This is a genomic window from Herbaspirillum sp. ST 5-3, assembly GCF_004804275.1.
Lineage (GTDB): Bacteria > Pseudomonadota > Gammaproteobacteria > Burkholderiales > Burkholderiaceae_D > Noviherbaspirillum.
Genome location: NZ_STGI01000014.1, coordinates 127844 through 149170, shown reverse-complemented (window position 1 = coordinate 149170; position 21327 = coordinate 127844). Strand labels below are relative to the sequence as shown.

Genomic DNA, 21327 nt, shown 5'->3' with positions numbered 1-21327 from the left:
GCCGCAGAGCTTGCAAGGAACGCATTTGATGATCTACTTCATAATCCGTGAAGATAAAATGACGTGCCGATCGAGAGCCCGACCTAGGTTGACTTGATGCATTCTTGACCGGCGTGTCCATCGGGTCGCGACGATGCATGGACAGGAGAAGAACGCCTCGCGTGTGCTAATGCCTCAAGTCCCACTGTCGCGTCGGCATCGCAATGATTTCGACCGCACCTGGCTGTCCGGCCGGCACATTGAATGCGCTGATGCGTGCCTCCAGAATGCCGTTCGGCAGCGTTGTCGTGTCGAGGTCCAGCCAAGCGAAGGTCTGGTCAAATGACACATTGAACGTGCCGAGCAGCGGCGTATAGCCGGTGGCCGGCAGGAGTTCGACGTTCCGGATGCCGCTGCCGCGCACTTCAAGCCGCGTGCGGCCGCTGACGATGGCGCCGTGCGGCGGCGCGATCGTCACCGATGCGACGAAGGGTGTTGCAGGCGGTGGCGCAGTGCCGTTCCTCAGATCCCAGCGCCTGACCGGCATGGCGATGATCTCCGTAGCGTTCGGTTGTCCTTCCCGCACATTGAAGGCACTGATCCTGACATCCGTGACGCCGTCTGGCAGCGATCGGGAATCGAAGTCCAGCCAGGCGATTGTCTTGTCCGCCGATACATTGAACACGCCAAAGCGCGGCGCATAGCCGGAGGCCGGCAGCAGTTCGGCATTGGCAATGCCGCTGCCGTGGACCTCAAGCCGGGTGATGCCGCTGACGACGGCGTTATCGGCGGGTGCGGAAGTGAGCGTGGCGGCAAATGCAGTCGGTGGCACGGACGGGTTGTTGATGGTCCAGGTGCGGGCCGGCATGGCGACGATTTCATTCGCGCCCGGCTGACCGGCGGGTACATTGAACGCGCTGATGCGCAGGCTCAAGGGGCCGTTCGGCACCGTGGTGGTGTCGAGGTCCAGCCATGCGAAGGTCCTGTCTCCCGTAATGTTGAAGACGCCCAGCCTGGGCGTGTAGCCGTTGGCCGGCAACAATTCGATGTTGGCCATTTCGTTGCCTTGCACTTCGAGGCGCACGACGCCGCTCAGTGCCGCACCGTTCGCCGGCGCCATCGATACCGCTGCGAAGAAGGGCGCGTAGGGATTGCCGGAGCAGCTCGGGCTGAGGACGCAACTGTTGACGGCCCTGCCTTCCGAAGTCCAGATTGTGGGAAGCAGGCGAGTGACCGAGCCGGAATTTGCTGTGCTGGAATCTCCGCCGCCGCCGCATGCGGTAATCAGCATCAGCAGGCCGATGATCGATATGGCCTGAAACTGCCGGGTCAAGCTGCGTGACATGATCTCTGCTCCAGTAAGGAAAGCGCGTGCGAGCTTCTACTTGGAGTTACAAGCTGCCGTTCGGTTTTGACGATGCCCGCGCGCTGCTTGAGGCTTCTCAAGTTGCTGCCGTTGACCACCGTTCGAAGGCAAGAAAGGCGTCGGAGAATTGTCCGGATGCACAGCTGGCCGAAAGAAATGATGCGATGGAAAGAGACCTCCGCAGCGCATGCTTTCCCTTCATGCAAAATCCCGGCTGCGCGTACTCAGCCTGCCCAGCAGATGCGTCAGATCCACCAGCCGCTTCGCAACCAGATGGCGCACCTTGCCTTCGCATTGCCAGATGCCATACACGCCCAGCAGATGCGAGCCGAGCAATTCCTTGCGATATTGTTCGACGAGGGCAGGCCAGATGATCACGTTCACAAATCCGGTTTCATCTTCGATCGTGACGAACATGGTGCCGCTGGCGGTTTGCGGACGCTGGCGCACGGTGACGATGCCGCAGCCGCGCGCGATCTGGCGATCGGCGAAGGTGTTGAGCACCTCGGCCGGCAGGAAACGTTTTTTCGTGAGCATGGGCCGCAGCAGCGCCAGCGGATGGCGGCCCAGCGTCAGGCCAAGGCTGTGATAATCGGCGACGATGTTTTCGCCTTCGGTGGGCGCTGCCAGTTGCACCGCTTCTTCGCGCACCGGCGCCTTCCTGAGCAAACCCTTGTCCGCCTCGCTGGCCGCCGCTTCCCACAGCGCCTGGCGGCGATTTCCGGCCAGGGCTTCGAGCGCGTTGGCGTTGGCCAGCATCTGCACGTCGTGACGTGTCAGCTGCGCCCGCAGGGCGAGGTCCGTCGTATCCGAAAACGCGCGGATCGCACGCGCTTCTTCGATCCGCCATCCTGCTTCGCAGGACAGCCCGCGCACCATGTGCAAGCCGAGGCGCACCGCGGGCTGTTGTCCCGCAGTTGGTTCGAGCCTGCTTTCCCAATCGCTGGCGCGGACGTCGACAGGCCGCACCTCGACGCGATGGCGGCGCGCATCCTGCACGAGTTGCGATGGTGCATAAAAACCCATCGGCTGGCTGTTGAGCAGCGCGGCGAGAAAGGCCGCCGGTTCATGGCGCTTGATCCAGGAACTGGCATAGGCCAGCAGCGCAAAACTGGCGGCATGGCTTTCGGGAAAACCGTACTCGGCAAAGCCTTCGATCTGGCGCACGATGGCGTCGATGAAGGCTTTTTCATAACCGTTCTTCTCCATGCCGAGCTTCAGCTTTTCCTGAAACTTGCCGAGGTCACCCTTGCGCCGCCACGCGGCCATCGAGCGGCGCAACTGGTCGGCTTCACCCGCGCTGAAGTCCGCCGCCAGCATCGCGATCTGCATCACCTGTTCCTGGAAGATCGGTACGCCGCAGGTGCGCTCGAGCGCCGGCCGGATGGCATCCTTGGGATAGGTCACCGGCTCCAGTCTCTGGCGGCGTCGCAGATAAGGATGCACCATGCCGCCCTGGATCGGCCCGGGCCGCACGATCGCGACCTGGATCACGAGATCGTAAAATTTCTCGGGCCGCAGGCGCGGCAGCATGGTCATCTGCGCGCGGCTTTCGATCTGGAACACGCCAACCGTGTCGGCCTCGCTGATCATCGCGTAGGTGGCCGGATCTTCTGCGGGAATGTCCTGCATGCTGAACGGTTCGCCGCGCTGTTCGCTGATCAGGTCGAGCGCGCGGCGGATCATGGAGAGCATGCCGAGCGCGAGGATGTCCACCTTGAGCAGGCCGAGCGCATCGAGGTCGTCCTTGTCCCATTGCACCACGCTGCGGTCGGCCATCGCGGCATTTTCGATCGGCACCAGGCGCGACAGCTTGCCGCGTGCGATCACGAAACCGCCGGGATGCTGCGACAGGTGGCGCGGAAAGCGCATCAGCCTTTCCGCGATGTCCGCCCACTGCTGCGCGATCGGGGACTCCGGATCCATCCCGCATTCGGTGAAGCGCGCCGACAAGCCGGTCTTGCCATCCCACCAGCGATGCGATTTGGCGATCTGGTCGACGATGGCGAGATCGACGCCCAATGCCTTGCCGACATCGCGCAACACGCTGCGTGGCCTGTAGCTGATCACCACCGCTGTCAGCGCGGCGCGCAGCCGTCCGTATTTTTCATACACATACTGGATGACTTCTTCGCGCCGCTGATGTTCGAAGTCCACATCGATGTCCGGCGGCTCGTTGCGCTCCTTCGAGATGAAGCGTTCGAACAGGGTATGGCTGCGCGCCGGATCGACTTCGGTGATGCCGAGGCAATAGCAGACGGCGGAATTGGCCGCCGAGCCGCGCCCCTGGCACAGGATGTGTTTGCTGCGCGCGAAGCGCACGATGTCGAACACCGTCAGGAAGTAAGGCTCGTAGGCCATCTCGGCGATCAGCGTCAGCTCATGTTCGATCTGCTCCTGCACTTTCAAGGGAATGCCGGCAGGGAAGCGCCGCGACGCGCCGATGTAGGTTTCCTTGCGCAGATAACTGGTCGGGGTCTCGCCCTCGGGCACCAGTTCGTCCGGATATTCATAGCGCAGCTCGTCGAGCGAGAAAGTGCACAGCCCCGCGATGCGTACCGACTCCGCCAATGCCTCCGGCGAATACAGGTTCGCCAGCCGCAGGCGCGAGCGCAGGTGCTGCTCCGCATTCGGCGCCAGATCGTAGCCGCATTCCGCAATCGGCTTGCCGATCCGGATCGCGGCAAGCGTGTCCTGCAGCGGCTTGCGCGAACGCACATGCATGCAGACATCGCCCGTGGCGACGATGGGCAATCCGGCTTCCTGCGCGATGTGCTCGACCACGGCGCGATGCCGGTCATCCCGGGCGCGATGCAACAATGTCATCGCCATCCATGCGCGATCCGGAAAAGTATCCGCCAGCCACGCGGCCTGTGTTTTCAAGCGATCGGCGTCAACGCCATGCGCGGGTGTCAGGATGGCGAGGCAATGCAGTAGCCCGCGCAGATGCGCATAGCCACGCTCCGGCTGGGTGAAATCGGTTGGCGTCAGGCGGTACGTGCCTTTCTGCGCACGCGTGCGCGCCAGCGTGATCAGCTCGGACAGATTGCCGTAGCCTTCGCGATTGACGGCAAGGAGGATCAGCGAGAAGGCCGGGCTGCCATCTTCATTCACCAGCTGGAACTGGCTGCCGATGATGAGGTGCAGTCCGAGTTTCTTTGCCTCGACATGCGCGCGCACCACGCCGGCCAATGAACATTCGTCCGTGATCGCCAGTGCCGTGTAGCCGAGCCTGGCGGCGCGCTCCGCCAGTTCTTCCGCATGCGATGCGCCGCGCAGGAACGTGAAATTGGATACGCATTGCAGTTCGGCGTAGGCGGGCAGGACTTGCGGAGGGATGGAACGCGGGGGCATGCAGTGAAGCATATACTGTATAAAAACACAGTATATGATCTATTTCAATTTTCGTCATGGAAACATTTCCCAGCCGGCAGGTGACTCGGACAAAAGCCGAAAACGACCAGCGAAAAAAAAGCCCGCGACCGTTCCCGGACGCGGGCTAAATCCTTCCTTTGTTTAGGATGGAGGAGACATCTCTTCACTAAAGCAAGTCCTGGGCCAGGCTCCTTGGCTGTCCCGGAATCCAACCAGCTTCGAGGTTCGGGCGGCAAAAACCGTCATTTCGACGGATATGTGGTTCTCGCCTCGTATTGGTTCCCTTGCATCGCTGCCGCGGCTCTCGGAAATTGAAAGAGGTATTCCGGAAAACGAGAAAGCCGCGCTTTGATCGTTAAAATTCTTCTCAGTCATCGGAGGAATCCGCAGTCGCCGCCAGCAAGTGTTTCGGCGCTGCCTGGCTGGCTCTTTTCGCAGGCCGCAATACCGATGCAGGTGCCTTGGCCTGCATGGGCTGCGAAGGCGAGGGCATGACAACGGACGTCCTTGATTGCATCACACCGAGATCCAGTTTGAAGATGCTGACCGTTTGCGCCAGTTTCGCTGCCTGTTCCTGCATGGCTTCGGATGCCGCCGATGCTTGCTCCACCAAGGCGGCATTCTGCTGGGTGACCTCGTCCATCTGATTGATGGCCTGGTTGATCTGTTCGATGCCGGTCGTCTGTTCCAGGCTGGCGGCGGTGATCTCTGCCATGATGTCGGTCACATGTTTGACGCTCCTGACGATTTCCTGCATCGTGGCGCCGGCTTCATTCACCAGCTTGCCGCCGTTCTCGACCTTTGCCGTGGAATCTTCGATCAGCGTCTTGATTTCCCTGGCGGCCGCTGCGGATCGCTGCGCGAGGTTGCGCACTTCTGCCGCCACCACCGCGAAGCCGCGTCCTTGCTCGCCGGCGCGCGCCGCTTCCACTGCGGCGTTCAAGGCAAGGATATTGGTCTGGAACGCGATGCCGTCGATGACGCTGATGATGTCGGTGATCCTGGTGGAAGAGCTGTTGATCTCGTCCATCGTCACAACCACTTTGGCGATGACTTCGCCGCCCTTGGCCGCGACGTTCGATGCGGTCTCCGCCATGGCATTGGCCTGACGCGCATTGTCCGCATTCTGCTTGACCGTTGATGTCAGTTCCTCCATGGAGGACGCGGTTTCCTCCAGCGAGCTGGCCTGTTCCTCGGTGCGGCTCGACAGGTCCAGACTGCCGGACGCCACTTCGGACGAGGCGGTGGCAATCGTTTCGGTTCCGGTCCGCACCATGGCGACGGTATCGACCAGGCTTTCATTCATCAGCTTGAGCGCGTGCAAGAGTTGCCCCATTTCGTCGGTCGAGCGGACATCGATATGACTGGTCAGATCCCCCGAGGCGACCGTGTTTGCCACCTTGAGCGCCTTCGCAAGCGGACGCGTAATCGAGACAGTGATGATGTAGGCAAGCGCCGCCGCAAAAGCGAGGATCAGGGCGCCCAGGCCGATCATCAGATTGCGTGTGTTGGCATAGGTCTGCGCAGCCGATTCGGCAAATTCCTGCGCAAATTGTTTTTGCAACTGGAGCTGCTCGCCAATCAGCTTCTTGTAAGCGGCAAGGACAGGGCGCAGCTCATTGCTCAAATAGGCTTTCGCGTCCTCCGGTGAACCGCTGTTGATTCGCCGGATCAGTTCGTCCTGGCCTTTCAGATATTTGTCGTTGGCCTCGTTCATCCGCTGCGCCAAATCCTTCGCCTTCGCAAAACGAAGCGAGCGCTGCAGCAACTCAAGTTGTTCTTTGGCGACGCGCCGGGATTCCTCGATGTCGGCCATCTGCTTTTGCCGGTCCGCCTTGTCTTCATTGAGCATCATGTTGCGAAGCGCAATGGCGATGTCATCGATTTCCGTCTGCAGCTCGCTCGCGGCCTCGATCTTCGGCATGCGATCGTTGACGATCAGCTCAGTGCCATCATGGACACGGCTCAACATCGACACGCTGAAAACGAGAACCAGAACCAGGAATACTCCCATGACGCCGAAACTCAGCGCCAGGCGCGTTCCTATCTTCATGTTTGCGATCTTCACTGCGGGCTCCCTGGAGAGGTGTTTTCCGCCGGGCGTGGGCAAGCTGTTCGCCAGAAGCAGTCTATGCGCGCGACGATTACCGGCAAATCCAACGACGACAAGATCTCATGCATTGTTGCTTTGGAGTAAGCGCTTTTAACTTAACATGGATCAAGAAAATTGATAGTTGGTTGTGGGCTTTGTGCAACGATTGGTTGGTGGGGCCGGTTTTATATTGCCGACCTTGCCGATATGCGCTTTCCGGGAGGCGCGAACTGCGCAAAAAAAAGCCCGTGACCGTTGCCAGTCACGGGCTAAATCCTTCCCTTGTTGAGGATGGAGGAGACATGCCACACCTTGAGCAAATCCCGGGCCAGGTTCCTGCGGGCAGGCTGGAGCGCCCACAAATTTCCAACTTGGCCAGGAAACAGCCGTCTTCAACACGCAGCGACGCCCCAAGTCCGCATTGATCCGCCTTTCGCAGGTTTAAAGCGTGTCGAGAGGCATTCCGGGTTTCCCGGAAATTGCGAATCCCGTTCCGGAAAATGGGAAAGCGAAGCGCACTTCGACGTTCATGAAATCGGGCACGCCATGGCATGCAGTTCGCGCCATGCCTGGCACAAATGCATTTCTGTTAAGCATTTGTGAGGAATTTGTGCGGACCCGCTTGCCATAATTCGTCCCGCTTTCACCACGCCGTCCCATGGCAGGGCCGCTGGTGCGGCAGCATCCTCCATTCATTCAAACACCATTCCAGACAAGGGAGAAGACATGCCAGAAATTCGACAGAAACTGCTCGGATCAATCATTTGCACGCCGCCGACAGCGGCAATCGGCGAAAGCGTATGCGTTGAAGTGCGCGCGCCTGACGGGCACGCCTACGACAACACGGAGACCGTGCCGATTTCCATCAACGGCGTGCCCGGCTCCAGGCAATACCTCGTCTGGAACCGCGCCGGCATGAAGAACATCCGGGTGGTCGCCGGAACGCGTGGCCACATCGAAAAAATGAATGCGTCGGTGCAGATCACCGTGCCGGTCGACGGCAAGCAGCCACCGCTGCTGCAGGTGCGCACGTCGCCCGACCAGCCAACCCGTCTGCGTCTGTCCCTGTTGCATACCGCGCCGCCGAAAACGACCGGACGCCCGGTGGGCAAGCGGCCCCTCTCTCAGGTTCCGGGCGCGCCCGTGGTGAAGCCTCTCGCCGCACCTGCCATCAAGCCGGTCATCCGGGCACAGACCATCGTCTCCGCAACAGCGCACGTGGCGACGGCAGCACCCAAGCCCGCGCGCATCCCGGTTTCCTTCGGCGGCGGCTTGACGCAGCCGGTGTATTCCTGGAGCCTCGGCACCAACATCTTGCTCGGCACCACCAACCCGAGCGTTGAACACGATTTCGGCCCGCAGCTCGACCCCAATCGCCCGTACTCCGTGTTTCACGTCAAGGCCACGGTGCAATCGCCGGGCGAAGCGCCGCGCATCATTCAGCGCAGCGTCACCGTCACCAATCCGTATTACCTGACAAAGCAGCGCGGCGTGCTGCAGCCGGCGGTCGTGGATTCCGACTTGAGCGCCTTCTTCGTTGACGGTGCCTATCGCGCCAGCTTCACCGTATTCAATCCGGAACCGGTGGACATGACGCTGACAAGCTGGCAGCTGGAACTGAATTACGATGATGCACCGCGCGAGTTCGAAATGAAATTGCCAATTGCCACCAGCGTCGTCCTGAAGGCGAAGACGCAGACGCGCATCAATGTTGCGATTCCGAACAACCAGTTGCCGAAGCAGGCGACCGCGTTCACGGTGCATTACAAAGGGAAGGGACCGAACAATCTGCCGGTTCGTGTCGCTGCGCATTTCGACGTGCCGCAGCATATGCACAAGAAATTCCTGGTCGACCTTGCCGCGCAATCGGTGCTGGATAACCTGGTCGTCAAGGGCCTGGTCGCCAATCCGAAATCGATCAGCTTCACGGAAGTGGCACAACTGGCGCGACACGACATGCTGGAGGCATCGCCGTCGACCGCGGGCGCGCGTCTGAATCTCAACGCGAGTTCCGTGCTGCAGGCACTCAAGCCGACGCTCGCCAGGCCGCTCGACGCGCACATGCCGGCACCTTTCCCGGTGGAGGGCGAGGAGTGCGATCCGTGGAACCTGCCGGACCATATTCCCGAGGGCATGTATTGCGTGCCGACGCAGGAAAAGCGCTGGGTGCAGATGCCGGCCCGTTTCATGAATGCGAAAAAGGGCGACCTTATCCTCAGCCCCGGCAACGGCAGCCTGATTTCGAGCGTGCTGATGACGGTGACCCCGCCGCAGCGCTTTTCGCATTCGGGCATCATGACGCGCAATCGTGACGAGATCACGCATTCGACCGCATCGGAAGACCGCTTGTCGAGCTTCGTCGGGGCCGACGGCGCACGGCCGGATGTCTTGAAGTACCTGTGGCCGGGCGTCATCACGCAAACCATCGAGCATGCCGTCAACGGCGAGGATTTCGTCGATCCGGAAACCGGCAAGACCTACAACCTGAGCGGGTTCGGCACGATCGAATCGAAGATGGACCTGGGCGGCGTCGCTTCCGAGCTGGTGCCGATGATGGTGGTCAAGCCCGATCCGCTGAATGAAACGCCGGAGCTCCGGCAGAAGCTGCACGGCATTGCCGACTTCGCCGCGCAGCAGGCCGGCAAGAGCCATTACCGCTTCTTCTGCTATACCGATCCGAAAGTCGGCCTGATCGACAAGGCGCCGGCCGAGGCCAAGTGGGCAGCCAATACCTTCCCGACGGTATGCTCCTCGCTGATCTGGATGTCGATCCGCCAGTCGGGCGCGCAGATCGAAGGCGCACTGGAGCAATCCGACCTGGCCCGTGGCGCGCAGATCGTGCCGTCCACGCCCGATGGCCTGTACTTGTACCAGGCGGACGAACGCCTTGCCGCCGGCGAAGTGCTGTTCGACCGGGTGAAGGAAATCGTGCTGGAATCGACATCCTCGTTTGCGGATTTCCTGACCGATGTGTCGGACGATTTTGCCAATCAGATCCTGAACACCTTTGCCTCCGACTGGGCCGATACCGACTCCAAGGATTCCGACAAGTGGCGCCAGACCGGCGATGCGAATGCAGTCAGTCCGGAGAACCTGACCTTCTACGATACACCGCTGTATGGCTACATGGAGCCGGTGATCTATCGCCCGGCGCGCTGGGAGCAGGTGACGATCTACCGCTGGAAGAAGGTGGTGCAGACCGGCACGATCAAGGGGGTGGTGCGCTTCCAGGGCAAGCCGATGGCCGGCGTCAATGTGCAGATCTCCGAGAACCAGTTCACCCACACGGCGGCGGACGGCAGCTTCACGCTGACCGGCGTCCCTGTCGGCAAGGTGCTGATCGACGCGCAGAAGGTCGATGGCAGCGGCAACAATCTGACCGCCGAAGTCAGCACCAATGTTGCGGCGAACCAGACATCAAGCGTGACGATAGATCTGCAGCTGCCGTCGCATCTGTTCCGCCGCATCACGATCGACGGCTGGATGAGCACCACCGACTACGAATTTGCTGCCGCGGCCTATCCGCACAGCGTCGGCGATTTCTACGGTGTGGCGCAACTCGGTCCCGATTCGTCGACGCATGTCGTCAAGCATTTCGACCGCACGGCGGACGATGCGATGGGCCGCCTGATCCTCACCTTCGACCTGCTCGACAAGGACGTGGTGCAGGTCAAGGCGACCATCCGCTGCTATGACTCGTCGACCGACGACACCGACGACTACGACGAATGGAAGCTCGATCCCTTTGTCCTCAAGCCGGGGCAAAGCGGCACCTGGTGGCTGTGGGTCGAAGGCGACAACTACGCCGAGGCGCACTTCACGCTCACCAACAAAGTTGACCAGAGCTGAACTGCGCGTGGCGTCACCTGACGGCGGGCGTGGCCCCCGCCGATCTTTCCGCCGGGACGCATGTTCCGGCGGTTTGTTTTTTGCGACCTGGACAGGCTGCTACGCTTGCTGCCTGTTTTGCCGGTGATGTTGCGGACTCGCGCCCGTCCAGGACTTGAATGCGTGGGTAAAGGCGGTCGGCTCGGAATAACCGAGCAGCAGGGCGATATCGAGAATGGTCAGTTGCGGATCGTCGAGAAAAAGCAGCGCCTGCTGATGACGGATGGTGTCGAGCAGCGACTGGAATCCGCTTCCTTCCGCCTGTAGCCTGCGCCGCAAGGTGCGCTCGCTGACATGCACGGCCTCTGCGATGTCATTCAGCTTTGGCGCACCGTATACCAGCCTCTGTCGGATAAGGGCGGCCACGCGCCGTGTGAAGTCAGGCTGCGCGTCGAGTTGCACCAGCAGTGCCTGTGCCCGCGCTCGCTGGTGGGCGTGGAAGCCCTGGTCTGCGGCCAGCAGCGGCTGGTCGAGGAAACGGCGGTGGAACACCAGGGCGTTTTCCTGCGCGGCAAAACGAAGCGGGCAGCGGAAGATTCGTTCATATTCCTCGACGTCGGACGGGGCAGGGTGGGCGAACCGCGCTTCCCGCAGGTGGCCGTCGATGCCGGTGATCCATCGCCCAAAGCTCAGCCAGCCCGAAACGATCGCATCCTGTACCGGCCGCGAAGCAGCGGTTGCGTCCAAGGCAGGACGCCAGGCCAACGTCACCCAGTCGCCTTCGCGCCGCAATTCTGTTGTGCCCAGTTCCGTCACCAGGCGCTCGAAGCGCGGGATCAGGGACAGTGCTTCCGCGAGGGTGTCGCAACTCATGCCAGCATAGCCGAGGGCGCTGAATGTCGCCGGGCGCACCGATTCGCCCATGTGCAAGCCGAAATCGGCGTCGCCGGTGGCGGCTGCCGCGCATTCGAACAGGCGCATGGCCTTGGGCGCACACAGGCGCATTTCCGGTGAGCGCCGGATGTCGTCGGAGATTCCGACCTCGCGCATCAGCGCGGCCGCGCATCCGCCGCGCTGCTCCACCACATCGAGTAGCGTGCGCACATAGCTTGACGAAACGCTGCCTTCCGGACCGCCTTCTCTACTTTTTTGGTGTTCTGCAATCGCTTGCTTCATTGCATCCGCGGGAAACCTGTTGCTGTCGCGGCGCTGCACGCGCCTGGTTTCCGCATCTCCTTTCCCATGTTGTTGATGGCGACCGAAAGATGGCCGGATACAACAGCCGCATGGCCGTTCCCGACAACGGCGTTGCGCGTTTGCGTGCCTACAATCCTCGCCTGTTCATTCTCTTATTAAAAGGAGCTATTTTGATGCTGACTCAGGCTGCGCAGCAAGCGCTCTCCATCTTGCGTGATGGCAATCAATACCAATGGTACGTGGTGCCATTGCTGGTACTGGTCTTGTACGTCTATTCGGTGGAAGTGGAACGCCGGAACTGGAGCCTCGTGCTCGCCGGCCTCGCATTTTGGGGCATGGACTGGATTAATGAAATCATCAATTCGGCGATCTTGCACATCAGCGGCTACGCCCCCGTCTGGGGCGCACCCGGCAAGACCGCTTACCTGGTGATGGTGGGGCTGAACATCGAGATCTGCTTCATGTTCGCCATCCTCGGCATCGTCGCCTGCAAGATGCTGCCGAAAGAGCGCAACCTGCGCATACTCGGCATGCCGAACCGGCTGTTCTTTGCCCTGCTCGGATCGATCGTCTGCGTCCTGGTCGAATATCAGTTGAATGCCATCGGCGTGCTCACCTGGGACTATAGCTGGTGGAATCGCGGTACGCCATGGTTGATCGTCCTGCTGGGTTATTCCACTTTTTTCCTGGTCTGTTACTTCGTCTATGACCTCGAGTCGAGAAAGCAGCAGCTGAAGGTTCTCGGCGCGGTGTACGGCACTGCAGGGGCGGGCATGCTCGCGCTCGGGGGCGGTCTCGGCTGGCTCTGACGGCATGTCGGTCAATGGCCGCCCGGTGTCGTTTTTTCGTAGCATCGAAGCATATTCCAATTCTCCAAACGGTTGTCCAAATGACAATTTATGCGATGATTGCAGTCGTTGCATTTTTTGCAATCCGCGCGCTAAACGGCGGGCGGAAACGACGATCGCGCCACATGGCGCTTCAGCATGAGGAGAAAAACCGATGGCCTCTCTCGCGAAAATTTCGCGTCCGGTTGCACGACTGATCGGCCGCCAGGCGGCGGTACAGGCCATTTGCCCGTTGCCGGTTCCGCTGACCTGGGTGGTGGCGCCCGCCGGTTCCGGCAAGACCAGTTTCGGCCTGGAATTCTGTCAGGCTTGTACCGGTCCGACGGCGTGGCTGAGGCTCGACGAGGCGGATGCCGATCCGGCCAGCTTCCTCATGTATTTCCAGCAAGCGATCGTGACGGGCTCGGTCGCGCCGGGCTGGCAGCCGCCCGCGCTGCTGCGTGAACACCTCCCGGCCTTGCAGGGCTATCTGCGGCTTTTCATTCGATCGCTCGCTGGCGCGATCGCGCCCGAAGCTTGTATCGTGATGGATGATGCGCATCGCTGCCAGCAAGCGCCATTCTTCAAGCAATTCCTGGAAATCCTGGTCGAGGAGCTGCCGCCCGGCGTACGGCTGCTGGTGCTCAGCCGTGCACCGGCGCCGGCCAATTGCGCACGTCTGCTGGCGCACGGCATGATGCAGGAAGTGCCGGTCAGCGCGCTTGCTTTCAGTCCCGAGGAGACCGAAGTGCTGCTGCATGTGCTGCGGGTCGAACGCGCGACCGAATTGCGCGACGCGGTATTCCGCATCACCCGGGGATGGCCTGCGGGAATTGCGCTCATTGCCGCCTGGCTCAAACGCCGACCGCAAGCCGCGCTGAAAACAGAAGACATCATGTCGGAAGCGGTGGCGGGTTATCTGGCGGAGGAAATGTTTTCCGCGCTCAGCGACGCCGAGCGTGAAACGCTGCTGGCGATCTGCTGGCTGCCATACTTTAACGGCGCGTGGGCGGTGAGCCTGTCCGGCATGCCGGGCGCAGCCGACGTCGCGGCGCGGCTGGCGGCGCACGGCGCGCTCATCTATGAATATCCGGGGCGGCAGTACATGCTGCACCCGCTGTTCCGGCGCTTTCTGCGCAACTGGGCAGAGGCGCATCACGATGCAGCACAACGCTTGCAGCGCGTCGAGCGCAGCGTCGCATTGCTGGAAGCGGCGGGCAACCTCGATGCGGCGATCAAGCTGGCGCTGGAACATGGACTGCCGCAATGCGCTGCACCCTTGATCGAGCTGCGCGCGGAGGAATTGTTCGCGACCGCGCGCCATCAGACGCTGACGCGCTGGATCGATGCCTTGCCGGCGCAGCATTGCGGTCCATGGCACTACTACTGGCTCGGGCTGGCTGTATTCATGACCGACACGGCGCGCGCCCGCGAAGCGCTGCTGAAGGCGCACGAGGCGTTTGCCGCACAGAGCAATCACAAATATCGCTTCCTGGCCCTGAGCGCCATCATCAGCTCGTATTTCTTCAACGGCGCGGCGCGGGAGCCGCTGCGTGATTTCCTGAATCGCCACGTCGATCCGCATCGCGACTACGAGCTGTTGCCGGACCCGACGCTCAAGGCGCATTTGACGCACAGTGTCTGGAGCGGCTTGTTCACCGTCGAGCCCGGCCATGCCGACATGCCCTTGTGGGAGCAGCGCGCATTCGACGCCTTGCGGCAGCCAGCTGATGCGACGCTGAAGGTGCGTCTGTCGACGATGCTCACGCAGCACTACTTTCTGTCCGGACGTTACCATCAGGTCCGGTCCGTGCACGCACTGATCGGCGCGCTTCCGGAATCTGCATCCTGGTCGTCCTATGCGCGTTATCTCGCTTACCTGATCCGGCTGTACGACGCCCTGGTCTCGCTCGACCATGCGCGCCTCATCGACAGCTACGCGGGATCCTGTCGCTCCTCCGAAGAAAGCGGCATCCGCATCATGGACAGCCACTACGCGCTGATCCATGCCACCGGACTGCTGTTTCGCGGTGAACACGTCAAGGTCCGGGCCATTCTCGACAAGGTAGTTGCCTCGACGCCGCCTGGTCATCACAATCTTGCCGGGCATGTGCACCTTACCTGGTCATGGGCATCAAGCTGGATGGGCGATGCGCGTGCGGCGCTGGAGCATGCGCGCCTGGCACGCGAGGCCGGCCGGCGCTTCGGCTGCGTACCCTACGAGTTGTGCTCCAGCGTGGCTGAGTGCGTTGCCCATGCGGTGCTGGATCGCGAAGCATGCCGGGCACAGCTTGTCTCGCTGCGCCGCCTGGGCGAGCAGACAAATTATCCGGTCGCAGCAATCCATGCCGATCTGCTTGACGCCTGGCTGCTGCTGTCGGACGGCGCGTCGTGCGACGACGTCAGCGACGCCTCGCGTTTCGTGCAGCGCGCGTTCGGTCAGTTGAAAGGGCAGGGCGGCGGCTATCTGTCGTTCGCCATCCCGCGCATCCTGCAACCCTTATGCGTCCACGCGCTGCGTCACGATATCGAAACTGATACGGCCTGCACATTGATTCGTGCCTTCCGCCTTACGCCGCCTGAAGACGCGCCGCAATCCTGGCCGTGGCCGGTAAGGATCCATTGCTTCGGCGGCTTTCGCCTGGAACTCGATGGCGAGCCAATCCGCTCGCAGGGCAAGTCGAAGCATCGGCAACTTGACGTGGTCCGCATGCTCGCTGCACATGCGCCGGCGCCGCTGCCCTTTGATCGCGCCGCCGAAGCCTTGTGGCCGGATTCCGACGGTGACAGCGCGCGGCATGCGCTGGAAACCACCTTGTCGCGACTGCGCGGCACGCTGGGTGCCGATACCATCCGCCTGGAGCAAGGCATGCTGAGTTTCAATCGCGATATCTGCTGGACCGACACCTCCGCGCTGGAGCACCAATTGTCCTTGCTTGAGCGGACGATCGAACGCGCTGATCCGACAACGGGCGATGTCGCCGACGCCGCGAATCGCCTGCTGGACTTGTATCGCGGCGAGATGCTGGCGGGGGAGAGCGCGACCTGGATGCTGGCGCAGCGCGAACTGTGGCGCAGCCGTATCGCGCGTGTGCTCGGCGCAGCCGGTCGCCTGCTGGCGAACAATGACGACATGAACGCAGCCACGACGTTGCTGGAGCATGCGATTGAAGCCGATCCGTATTGCAAGTCCTTGACGGAGACGCTGATGCGGATCAATCTGGACATGGGGCGTTACGCCGAGGGGCTGGCGGTCTACCGGCGCTATCGGCGCATCGCCTTGAGCGTGCTGGGGACGCCAGTCTCAAGCGAAATCGAAGCGCTGGCGCAGCAGTTGCAGGCTGCCGGTTCCTGATTTGCGGGCTACTTGCAGCCTTGCTCGATGTGCGAGCGCTCGCCGAGGCCCTGTTTTTCCAGCAGCGCTTCGAATTCTTCCAGCGGAACCGGCGGGGAATACAAATAGCCCTGGATGTAATCGCAGCCGAATGCGATCAGGACGTCGCGCTGCGCTTCGGTCTCGACGCCTTCCGCGATGGCCTTGATGCCCAGCTTGTGCGCCATGACGATGATGGCCTCGGTCAGCGCCATGTCGCTTTCATCTTCGGGGAGGTTGCTGATGAAGGATTTGTCGATCTTGAGATAATCGATATCGAACAGCTTGAGATAGGAAAGCGCTGAAAATCCTGTTCCGAAATCGTCGATCGACACTTCCACGCCTCTATCCTGGAATTCGTTCAAGCGGGCCTTGACCCTGGCCGAATCATTGATGAGCAAACCCTCTGTGATTTCGACCGTGACGCAGCTGGCGGGAAGACCGGATTGGACGAGCCTGTCCAGCCACGCGTGATGGTCCGCTTTTTCGAATTGCACAGGGGACTTGTTCACGCTCAGTTGAATGATGCTTGCGAATTTCTTGTGCCATCGCTCGATGCTGGAAATCGCTTCCTTGAAAACCCATTCTCCGATCTCCATGATCAGGCCCGATTCCTCGGCCAGGGGAATGAAGATGGCCGGACCGATCATGCCTTTCACGGGATGTTTCCAGCGCAGCAAAGCCTCGGCCTTGGTGATGCGTCCGGTCCTGGTGTCGACGATAGGCTGGTAATAGACATGCAGTTCATTGCGAGCCAGCGCCTGCCGTAGTTCATTGGTCAGCAACAGCTTGCTCTGCGCCTCCTGCTGCAATGAATGCGTGAAATAGCTGAAGCGGCTGCGTCCTTCCTTTTTGGCGAGGTACATGGCCTGCTCGGCATTTTTCATCAGGGCTTCGATGTCGTCGCCATCGCCCGGATACAGGGTGATGCCGACGCTGCCGGATACATAGCCCATGTCGCCGTCACCGAGATCGAACGGGGTCGACAAGACCTGGATAAGATTCTGTGCGACTCTCTCAAGCTGCGGCCGCTTATCGAATTCACTCATGATGATCGTGAACTCGTCGCCACCCAGGCGCGCCACGGTGTCGGTCTCGCGTACGCACTTTGTGATGCGCCGGGTTGCCTCGACCAGCAGTGCATCGCCCTTGGCATGTCCCAGGGTATCGTTGATTCCCTTGAAACGGTCCAGATCGATGAACAACAAGGCCAGCGATTTGCCGGTTCGGAACGCCTTCTTGATTTCCTGTTCGAGCCGATCACGGAAAAGACCCCGGTTCGGCAACCCGGTCAGCGCGTCGAAGTTGTTCTGTTTCCAGATCAATTCGTCCTTTAGCTTCTGATCGGTGATGTCTTGAATGGCGCCGCGCAGCTTGACCACCTTTCCGTCAACCAGAATCGGGCGGCAAATCGTACGGACCCATTTGTGCTTGCCGGCAGCGCTGACCAGTTTCAACTCGAGGTCATAGGGGGTGCCATGGGCGACCGCCTCCTTGAACGCGGCTTCGATCAGCGTCCGATTCTCGCCGTGAAAAAAGCTGAATCCATAGGACTCATCGGTTCCCGCTTTGGGGGCAGCATCAAGAATGGACGCAACTTCGTCCGTCCAGGTGACTTGCCCGGTGGCTGGATCAAAATCCCAGGCGCCGATGCGGGCCATGGAGCTCATTTGCCTGAGCAGTTCGTCCTGCTCGCGGAGTTTCTCTTCGTCCCGCTTGCGCTCGGTAATGTCGCGCGCCACGCCAAGTACGCCGAGCACTTCGCCATTTGGCTTCAACACCGGTGTCTTGAGGATTTCGATCAGCCGTGTCTCGCCGTTGTCAGGGTAGGTCACCCATGATTCATGAGCCCTGGGTTGTTCGGCTTTTAGCGCAAGGAGATCGTTGGTGCGAAAAAATTCCGCCGATTTCTGATTGAAAAAATCGAAGTCTGTCTTGCCGATAATCTCCTCACATGTCTTGCCAAACAGTCTGGCCACTTTCGGATTGCAGGTCAGATAGGTTCCGTTGGCGTCTTTCAGCCAAATGAGGTCGGGACTGTTTTCCACCAGCGCATGCAAGTGGGCTCTTTCCTGTTCGAGTTCCCTGGTACGTCTTTCGACAGCCTTCTGCAGCGACTTGAGCCAGATGATCAGGCCGACGACGGCGAAGGACAGTGCTGCCAGGATCTTGCGAAAGATGCCGGCATATTCCGAGTATTGCGAGAACGGAGCCGGTTGGCCCAGCCACTTCTTTTTCAGCGCTTCTTTCTCTTCCGCGCTGATGCGCGTCATGCCTTGCTCGACAAGTTTGTAGGTTTCGGCATTTCCCTTCCTGACTGCCCAGCGAAACTCCTCCTTGTACATGTCGAATGCCTTGACGAACTGCTTTTGCTTTGCGAAGAGGTACAGATAGTAGTTGGCGGGGTATTCATCGAGGCAGAATATCTTGATCTCCTGAGCGGAGGCGGCGGAGATCAGAATGCTGTAATTGGCAAACAGTCGAAGGTTTGAAATGCCGGCGGCCTGCAATTTTTCCACACAGGCGTCGCCGCGCTGGACGCCGACTTCGAAGCCCTTCAGGTCCGCGATATTGTGTATGCCGGATATGGAAGAATCGACATAGATTGCCACCGGCAAGCGTGCGTAGGGTTCCGAAAAATCGTACAGGGGCTCCCGCTTCGGCGTGCGGAAAATCATGTCGATCACATCGGCTTTCCCATCCAGCAATTGGCGCTGGGCGTCCGCCCAGTTGGTCGCCGTCAATTTCACCTCGATGCCTGTTTTTTCCTCCCACAATTTCCAGATGTCAGCGACGTAGCCTTCCTCTTCTCCATTGGAATTGCGATACAGATAGGGCGGATAATTGTCATCGGTAACCACCCGCAGGACCGCAGCTTGCGCCAGCATCGGCAAGGCAAGAAATGCAACTGCGAGGAGACGTGTCAAAGTCGTGGTCATCTTTCATGCGATCGGTCGCAAGTTGATGAGACAATGAAACGCGCCAAATGTTATTTTTTTGCGCTGTTGTTATGGCACGCGGATGGGTAGCGCATGCGAATTCTGTGCCTGATCGTTCCCGCTACGTATTATCGAACTGCTGCGGCATTGAATCGGACGAGGCAGGAATGAACGACGATTTGGCAAGCGGCCTTCCGCTGATTTTGTTTGGTGCGTTCGACCGCCATAACTTTGGCGACCTGTTGTTTCCGCATATCGCTGCGAAATTGCTGGATGGGAAGCGCCTGATATTCGCCGGTCTGGCCGAGCGCGACTTGCGCTGTCATGGCGGACATCCTGTGCGGGCACTCGCGCAACTTGCCGCAGTCTATCGTGAACGCCCGGTCGACATCGTCCATGCTGGTGGCGAGCTTCTGACCTGCAACGCGTGGCAGGCGGCCGCGATGCTGCTGGCGCCGGATCAGGCGCAAGCCATCATCCAGCGCCTTGACCGTCATCCCCGCGAGGCGCTGGAATGGGCGCATGCGCAATTGGGCATGCCTGCACTGGCGCCGTACACCGTATCGCGCGGAATGTTTCCCCATGCAGCCCATGTCATTTATAACGCCGTCGGTGGTGTGGATCTGATGGAGCGCGATCCGGCGATGCGGGCGGAGGTGCTGGCCAATCTCAGGGCGGCCGATGAAGTCAGCGTGCGCGACAAGCGCACACAAGCCGGCTTGTGCGAGACGGGCATCGCCGCGCGGCTCATTCCCGATCCGGCGGTGATGGTGGTCGAGTTGTTTGGCGAAACAATCCGGGAGCATGTGCAGGCGGGAGAAGTTGCCCGCGTTCGGTCGGCCTTCCCGAAGGGTTATCTTGCCGTGCAGTTCAGCGCCGAGTTTGGCGACGACGAGACGCTCACGACGATCGCTGAGCAGCTCGATCGCTTTGCACAGCGAAGCGGAATGGGCATTGTGTTTTTCCGTGCCGGTGCCGCACCCTGGCATGATGATTTGTCCTGCTATCAGCGCGTGGCGGAGCGCATGCGCGCTTCAGCGGTCCATCTGTTCGGCTCGCTTGTGCTGTGGGATATTTGCGCACTGATCGCCGCCAGTTCCGCCTATGCCGGCAGCAGCCTGCACGGCAGAATTGTGGCCATGGCTTTCGCTCTGCCGCGCATCAATCTTCGGCATGTCGCGCAAGCGCCGGGGACCTCCAAGCAGGAGGCGTTCATCTCCACCTGGGATGTACCCGGCATGCCGTCCGCCGTGGGTGTGAACGACATCGCGCGCGCAATGGAGGTGGCGCTGGCCGCGGACCGGGAACAGCTTCGGAATGCGGCCCTTCAACTGGCGGCACGCTATCGCGAGGGATTCGCTGCGATTCGTGCCCGCCTGAATGGCATCAATCGCCCGACGGCCAATCGCTGAACGGAAACGGCAAGTCTTCCGAGGAAAACGTCAGAAAGCGCGCAATCTGTCTGAGGTAGGTGGAAAGATTGCGACCGAATGCGAGCAGGCGCGCATTCGGTGCACCATTCAGGGCCGCAAACAGGAACTGGATGACCGCGACGCAGAACAGCACGGTGCCGGACAACTGGTAGACAAAGGCCAGTAGCAGCATGAAGAGTCCGCGCACAAGGATGTTGCGGTCCTCGGTCGTGATGATGTGATGCTGAGCCATGATGATCCTCTCTATGCTGCCATGCGGCCGAGCTTCTGCAGCCGGTTGAGCCATTTTGCGGCAGCTTCCGGGTGCAGGTCGCCGGTCATGCCGATCAGGGTTTCGCGGATCGGCGCAATGCCGACAAAGCCGAGAATATTGCGTTCAAGCGACTTGACGCTGTGCGCACGGAAATACCAGCGGTACACCGCGGCCGGCATGCCCATGGTCACCACCACGCGCGCGGAGCGCCCGGTCAGTCCCTTATGGGCCAACGGATTCTTGCCTTCACCCGCGAAGGCAAAACCGGGGCGGGCGACTTGTTCCAGAAAAGCTTTGAGCAGTGCCGGCATGTCGCCCAGCCACAGCGGGAAAAACAGCACCATGTGCTCGCACCATTTGACAGCCGCCTGCGCCTCGGTCAGGCCGGCTGGCAGCTTGCCGTGCTCCCATTCCTCCTGGCTGCGCAAAAGAGGGAAGTCGAGCGCGGCGACATGAATGCGCTGAAGCTCGTGGCCGGACCAGCGGGCACCGTCGGCGTAGGCTTCTTCAAGCGCATGGCAGAAATGACGCTTGCCGGCATCGGGGTGGCCTTGCAGCAGGAGAATGCGTTTGCCCATGATTGCTCCCGTAAGAGTGTACTGACAGGCTGGCACACGGGGCCGGCGGCTTCCTTGATCCATCGCAAGTTGCCCGGTCTGCCGAAA

The 21327-nt window shown here is 60.8% G+C and carries 11 protein-coding genes; 4 read left to right on the top strand and 7 right to left on the bottom strand.

The features are described 5' to 3' along the window. Positions 1-166: 166 nt before the first annotated feature. The 3 genes from E6W33_RS22390 to E6W33_RS22380 form a co-directional block, all read right to left on the bottom strand. A complete protein-coding gene (locus E6W33_RS22390) occupies positions 167-1324 on the bottom strand; it encodes a hypothetical protein (RefSeq protein ID WP_136419585.1) in 1158 nt (385 codons plus the stop codon). Positions 1325-1543: 219 nt separating this feature from the next. Then, positions 1544-4699, bottom strand: a complete 3156-nt coding sequence (locus E6W33_RS22385) for an error-prone DNA polymerase (protein WP_136419584.1) — start codon at positions 4697-4699, stop codon at positions 1544-1546. Positions 4700-5087: 388 nt separating this feature from the next. Further along, complete coding sequence (locus E6W33_RS22380; protein WP_136419583.1) at positions 5088-6788, bottom strand: methyl-accepting chemotaxis protein; 1701 nt, start codon at positions 6786-6788, stop codon at positions 5088-5090. A gap of 750 nt (positions 6789-7538) precedes the next feature. Between E6W33_RS22380 and E6W33_RS22375 the strand changes: the two genes are divergently transcribed. Continuing rightward, positions 7539-10661 carry a carboxypeptidase-like regulatory domain-containing protein gene (locus E6W33_RS22375; protein ID WP_136419582.1) on the top strand — a complete coding sequence of 1041 codons (3123 nt, stop codon included), beginning with the start codon at positions 7539-7541 and terminating at the stop codon, positions 10659-10661. 99 nt (positions 10662-10760) lie between these two features. Here the strand turns inward: E6W33_RS22375 and E6W33_RS22370 are convergent, their stop codons facing one another. Next, positions 10761-11816, bottom strand: a complete 1056-nt coding sequence (locus tag E6W33_RS22370) for an AraC family transcriptional regulator (RefSeq protein ID WP_136419581.1) — start codon at positions 11814-11816, stop codon at positions 10761-10763. A gap of 194 nt (positions 11817-12010) precedes the next feature. Here E6W33_RS22370 and E6W33_RS22365 point away from each other — a divergent pair, with 194 nt between their 5' ends. Both E6W33_RS22365 and E6W33_RS22360 read left to right on the top strand, forming a co-directional pair. Next, positions 12011-12646 (top strand): hypothetical protein, encoded by a 636-nt coding sequence (locus tag E6W33_RS22365; protein WP_211097405.1) that lies wholly within the window; start codon positions 12011-12013, stop codon positions 12644-12646. Positions 12647-12839: 193 nt separating this feature from the next. Continuing rightward, a complete protein-coding gene (locus E6W33_RS22360) occupies positions 12840-16019 on the top strand; it encodes a BTAD domain-containing putative transcriptional regulator (RefSeq protein ID WP_136419580.1) in 3180 nt (1059 codons plus the stop codon). An 8-nt stretch (positions 16020-16027) separates the two neighbouring features. On the opposite strand, the gene E6W33_RS22355 is transcribed toward E6W33_RS22360, so the two are convergent. Next, positions 16028-18976 carry an EAL domain-containing protein gene (locus tag E6W33_RS22355; RefSeq protein ID WP_136419579.1) on the bottom strand — a complete coding sequence of 983 codons (2949 nt, stop codon included), beginning with the start codon at positions 18974-18976 and terminating at the stop codon, positions 16028-16030. A 167-nt stretch (positions 18977-19143) separates the two neighbouring features. On the opposite strand from E6W33_RS22355, the gene E6W33_RS22350 reads away from it, so the two are divergent. Beyond that, positions 19144-20388 (top strand): polysaccharide pyruvyl transferase family protein, encoded by a 1245-nt coding sequence (locus tag E6W33_RS22350; RefSeq protein ID WP_136419578.1) that lies wholly within the window; start codon positions 19144-19146, stop codon positions 20386-20388. Here E6W33_RS22350 and E6W33_RS22345 read toward each other — a convergent pair. Further along, positions 20363-20641, bottom strand: coding sequence for a DUF4389 domain-containing protein (locus E6W33_RS22345; protein WP_136419577.1), 279 nt, complete (start codon positions 20639-20641; stop codon positions 20363-20365). The two genes, E6W33_RS22350 and E6W33_RS22345, sit on opposite strands and share 26 nt — an antisense overlap. An 11-nt stretch (positions 20642-20652) precedes the next feature. After that, the gene (locus tag E6W33_RS22340; protein WP_136419610.1) at positions 20653-21243 is read right to left on the bottom strand and encodes an NAD(P)H-dependent oxidoreductase; all 591 of its coding nucleotides are present in this window, start codon (positions 21241-21243) and stop codon (positions 20653-20655) included. Between the last annotated feature and the right edge of the window lie 84 nt (positions 21244-21327).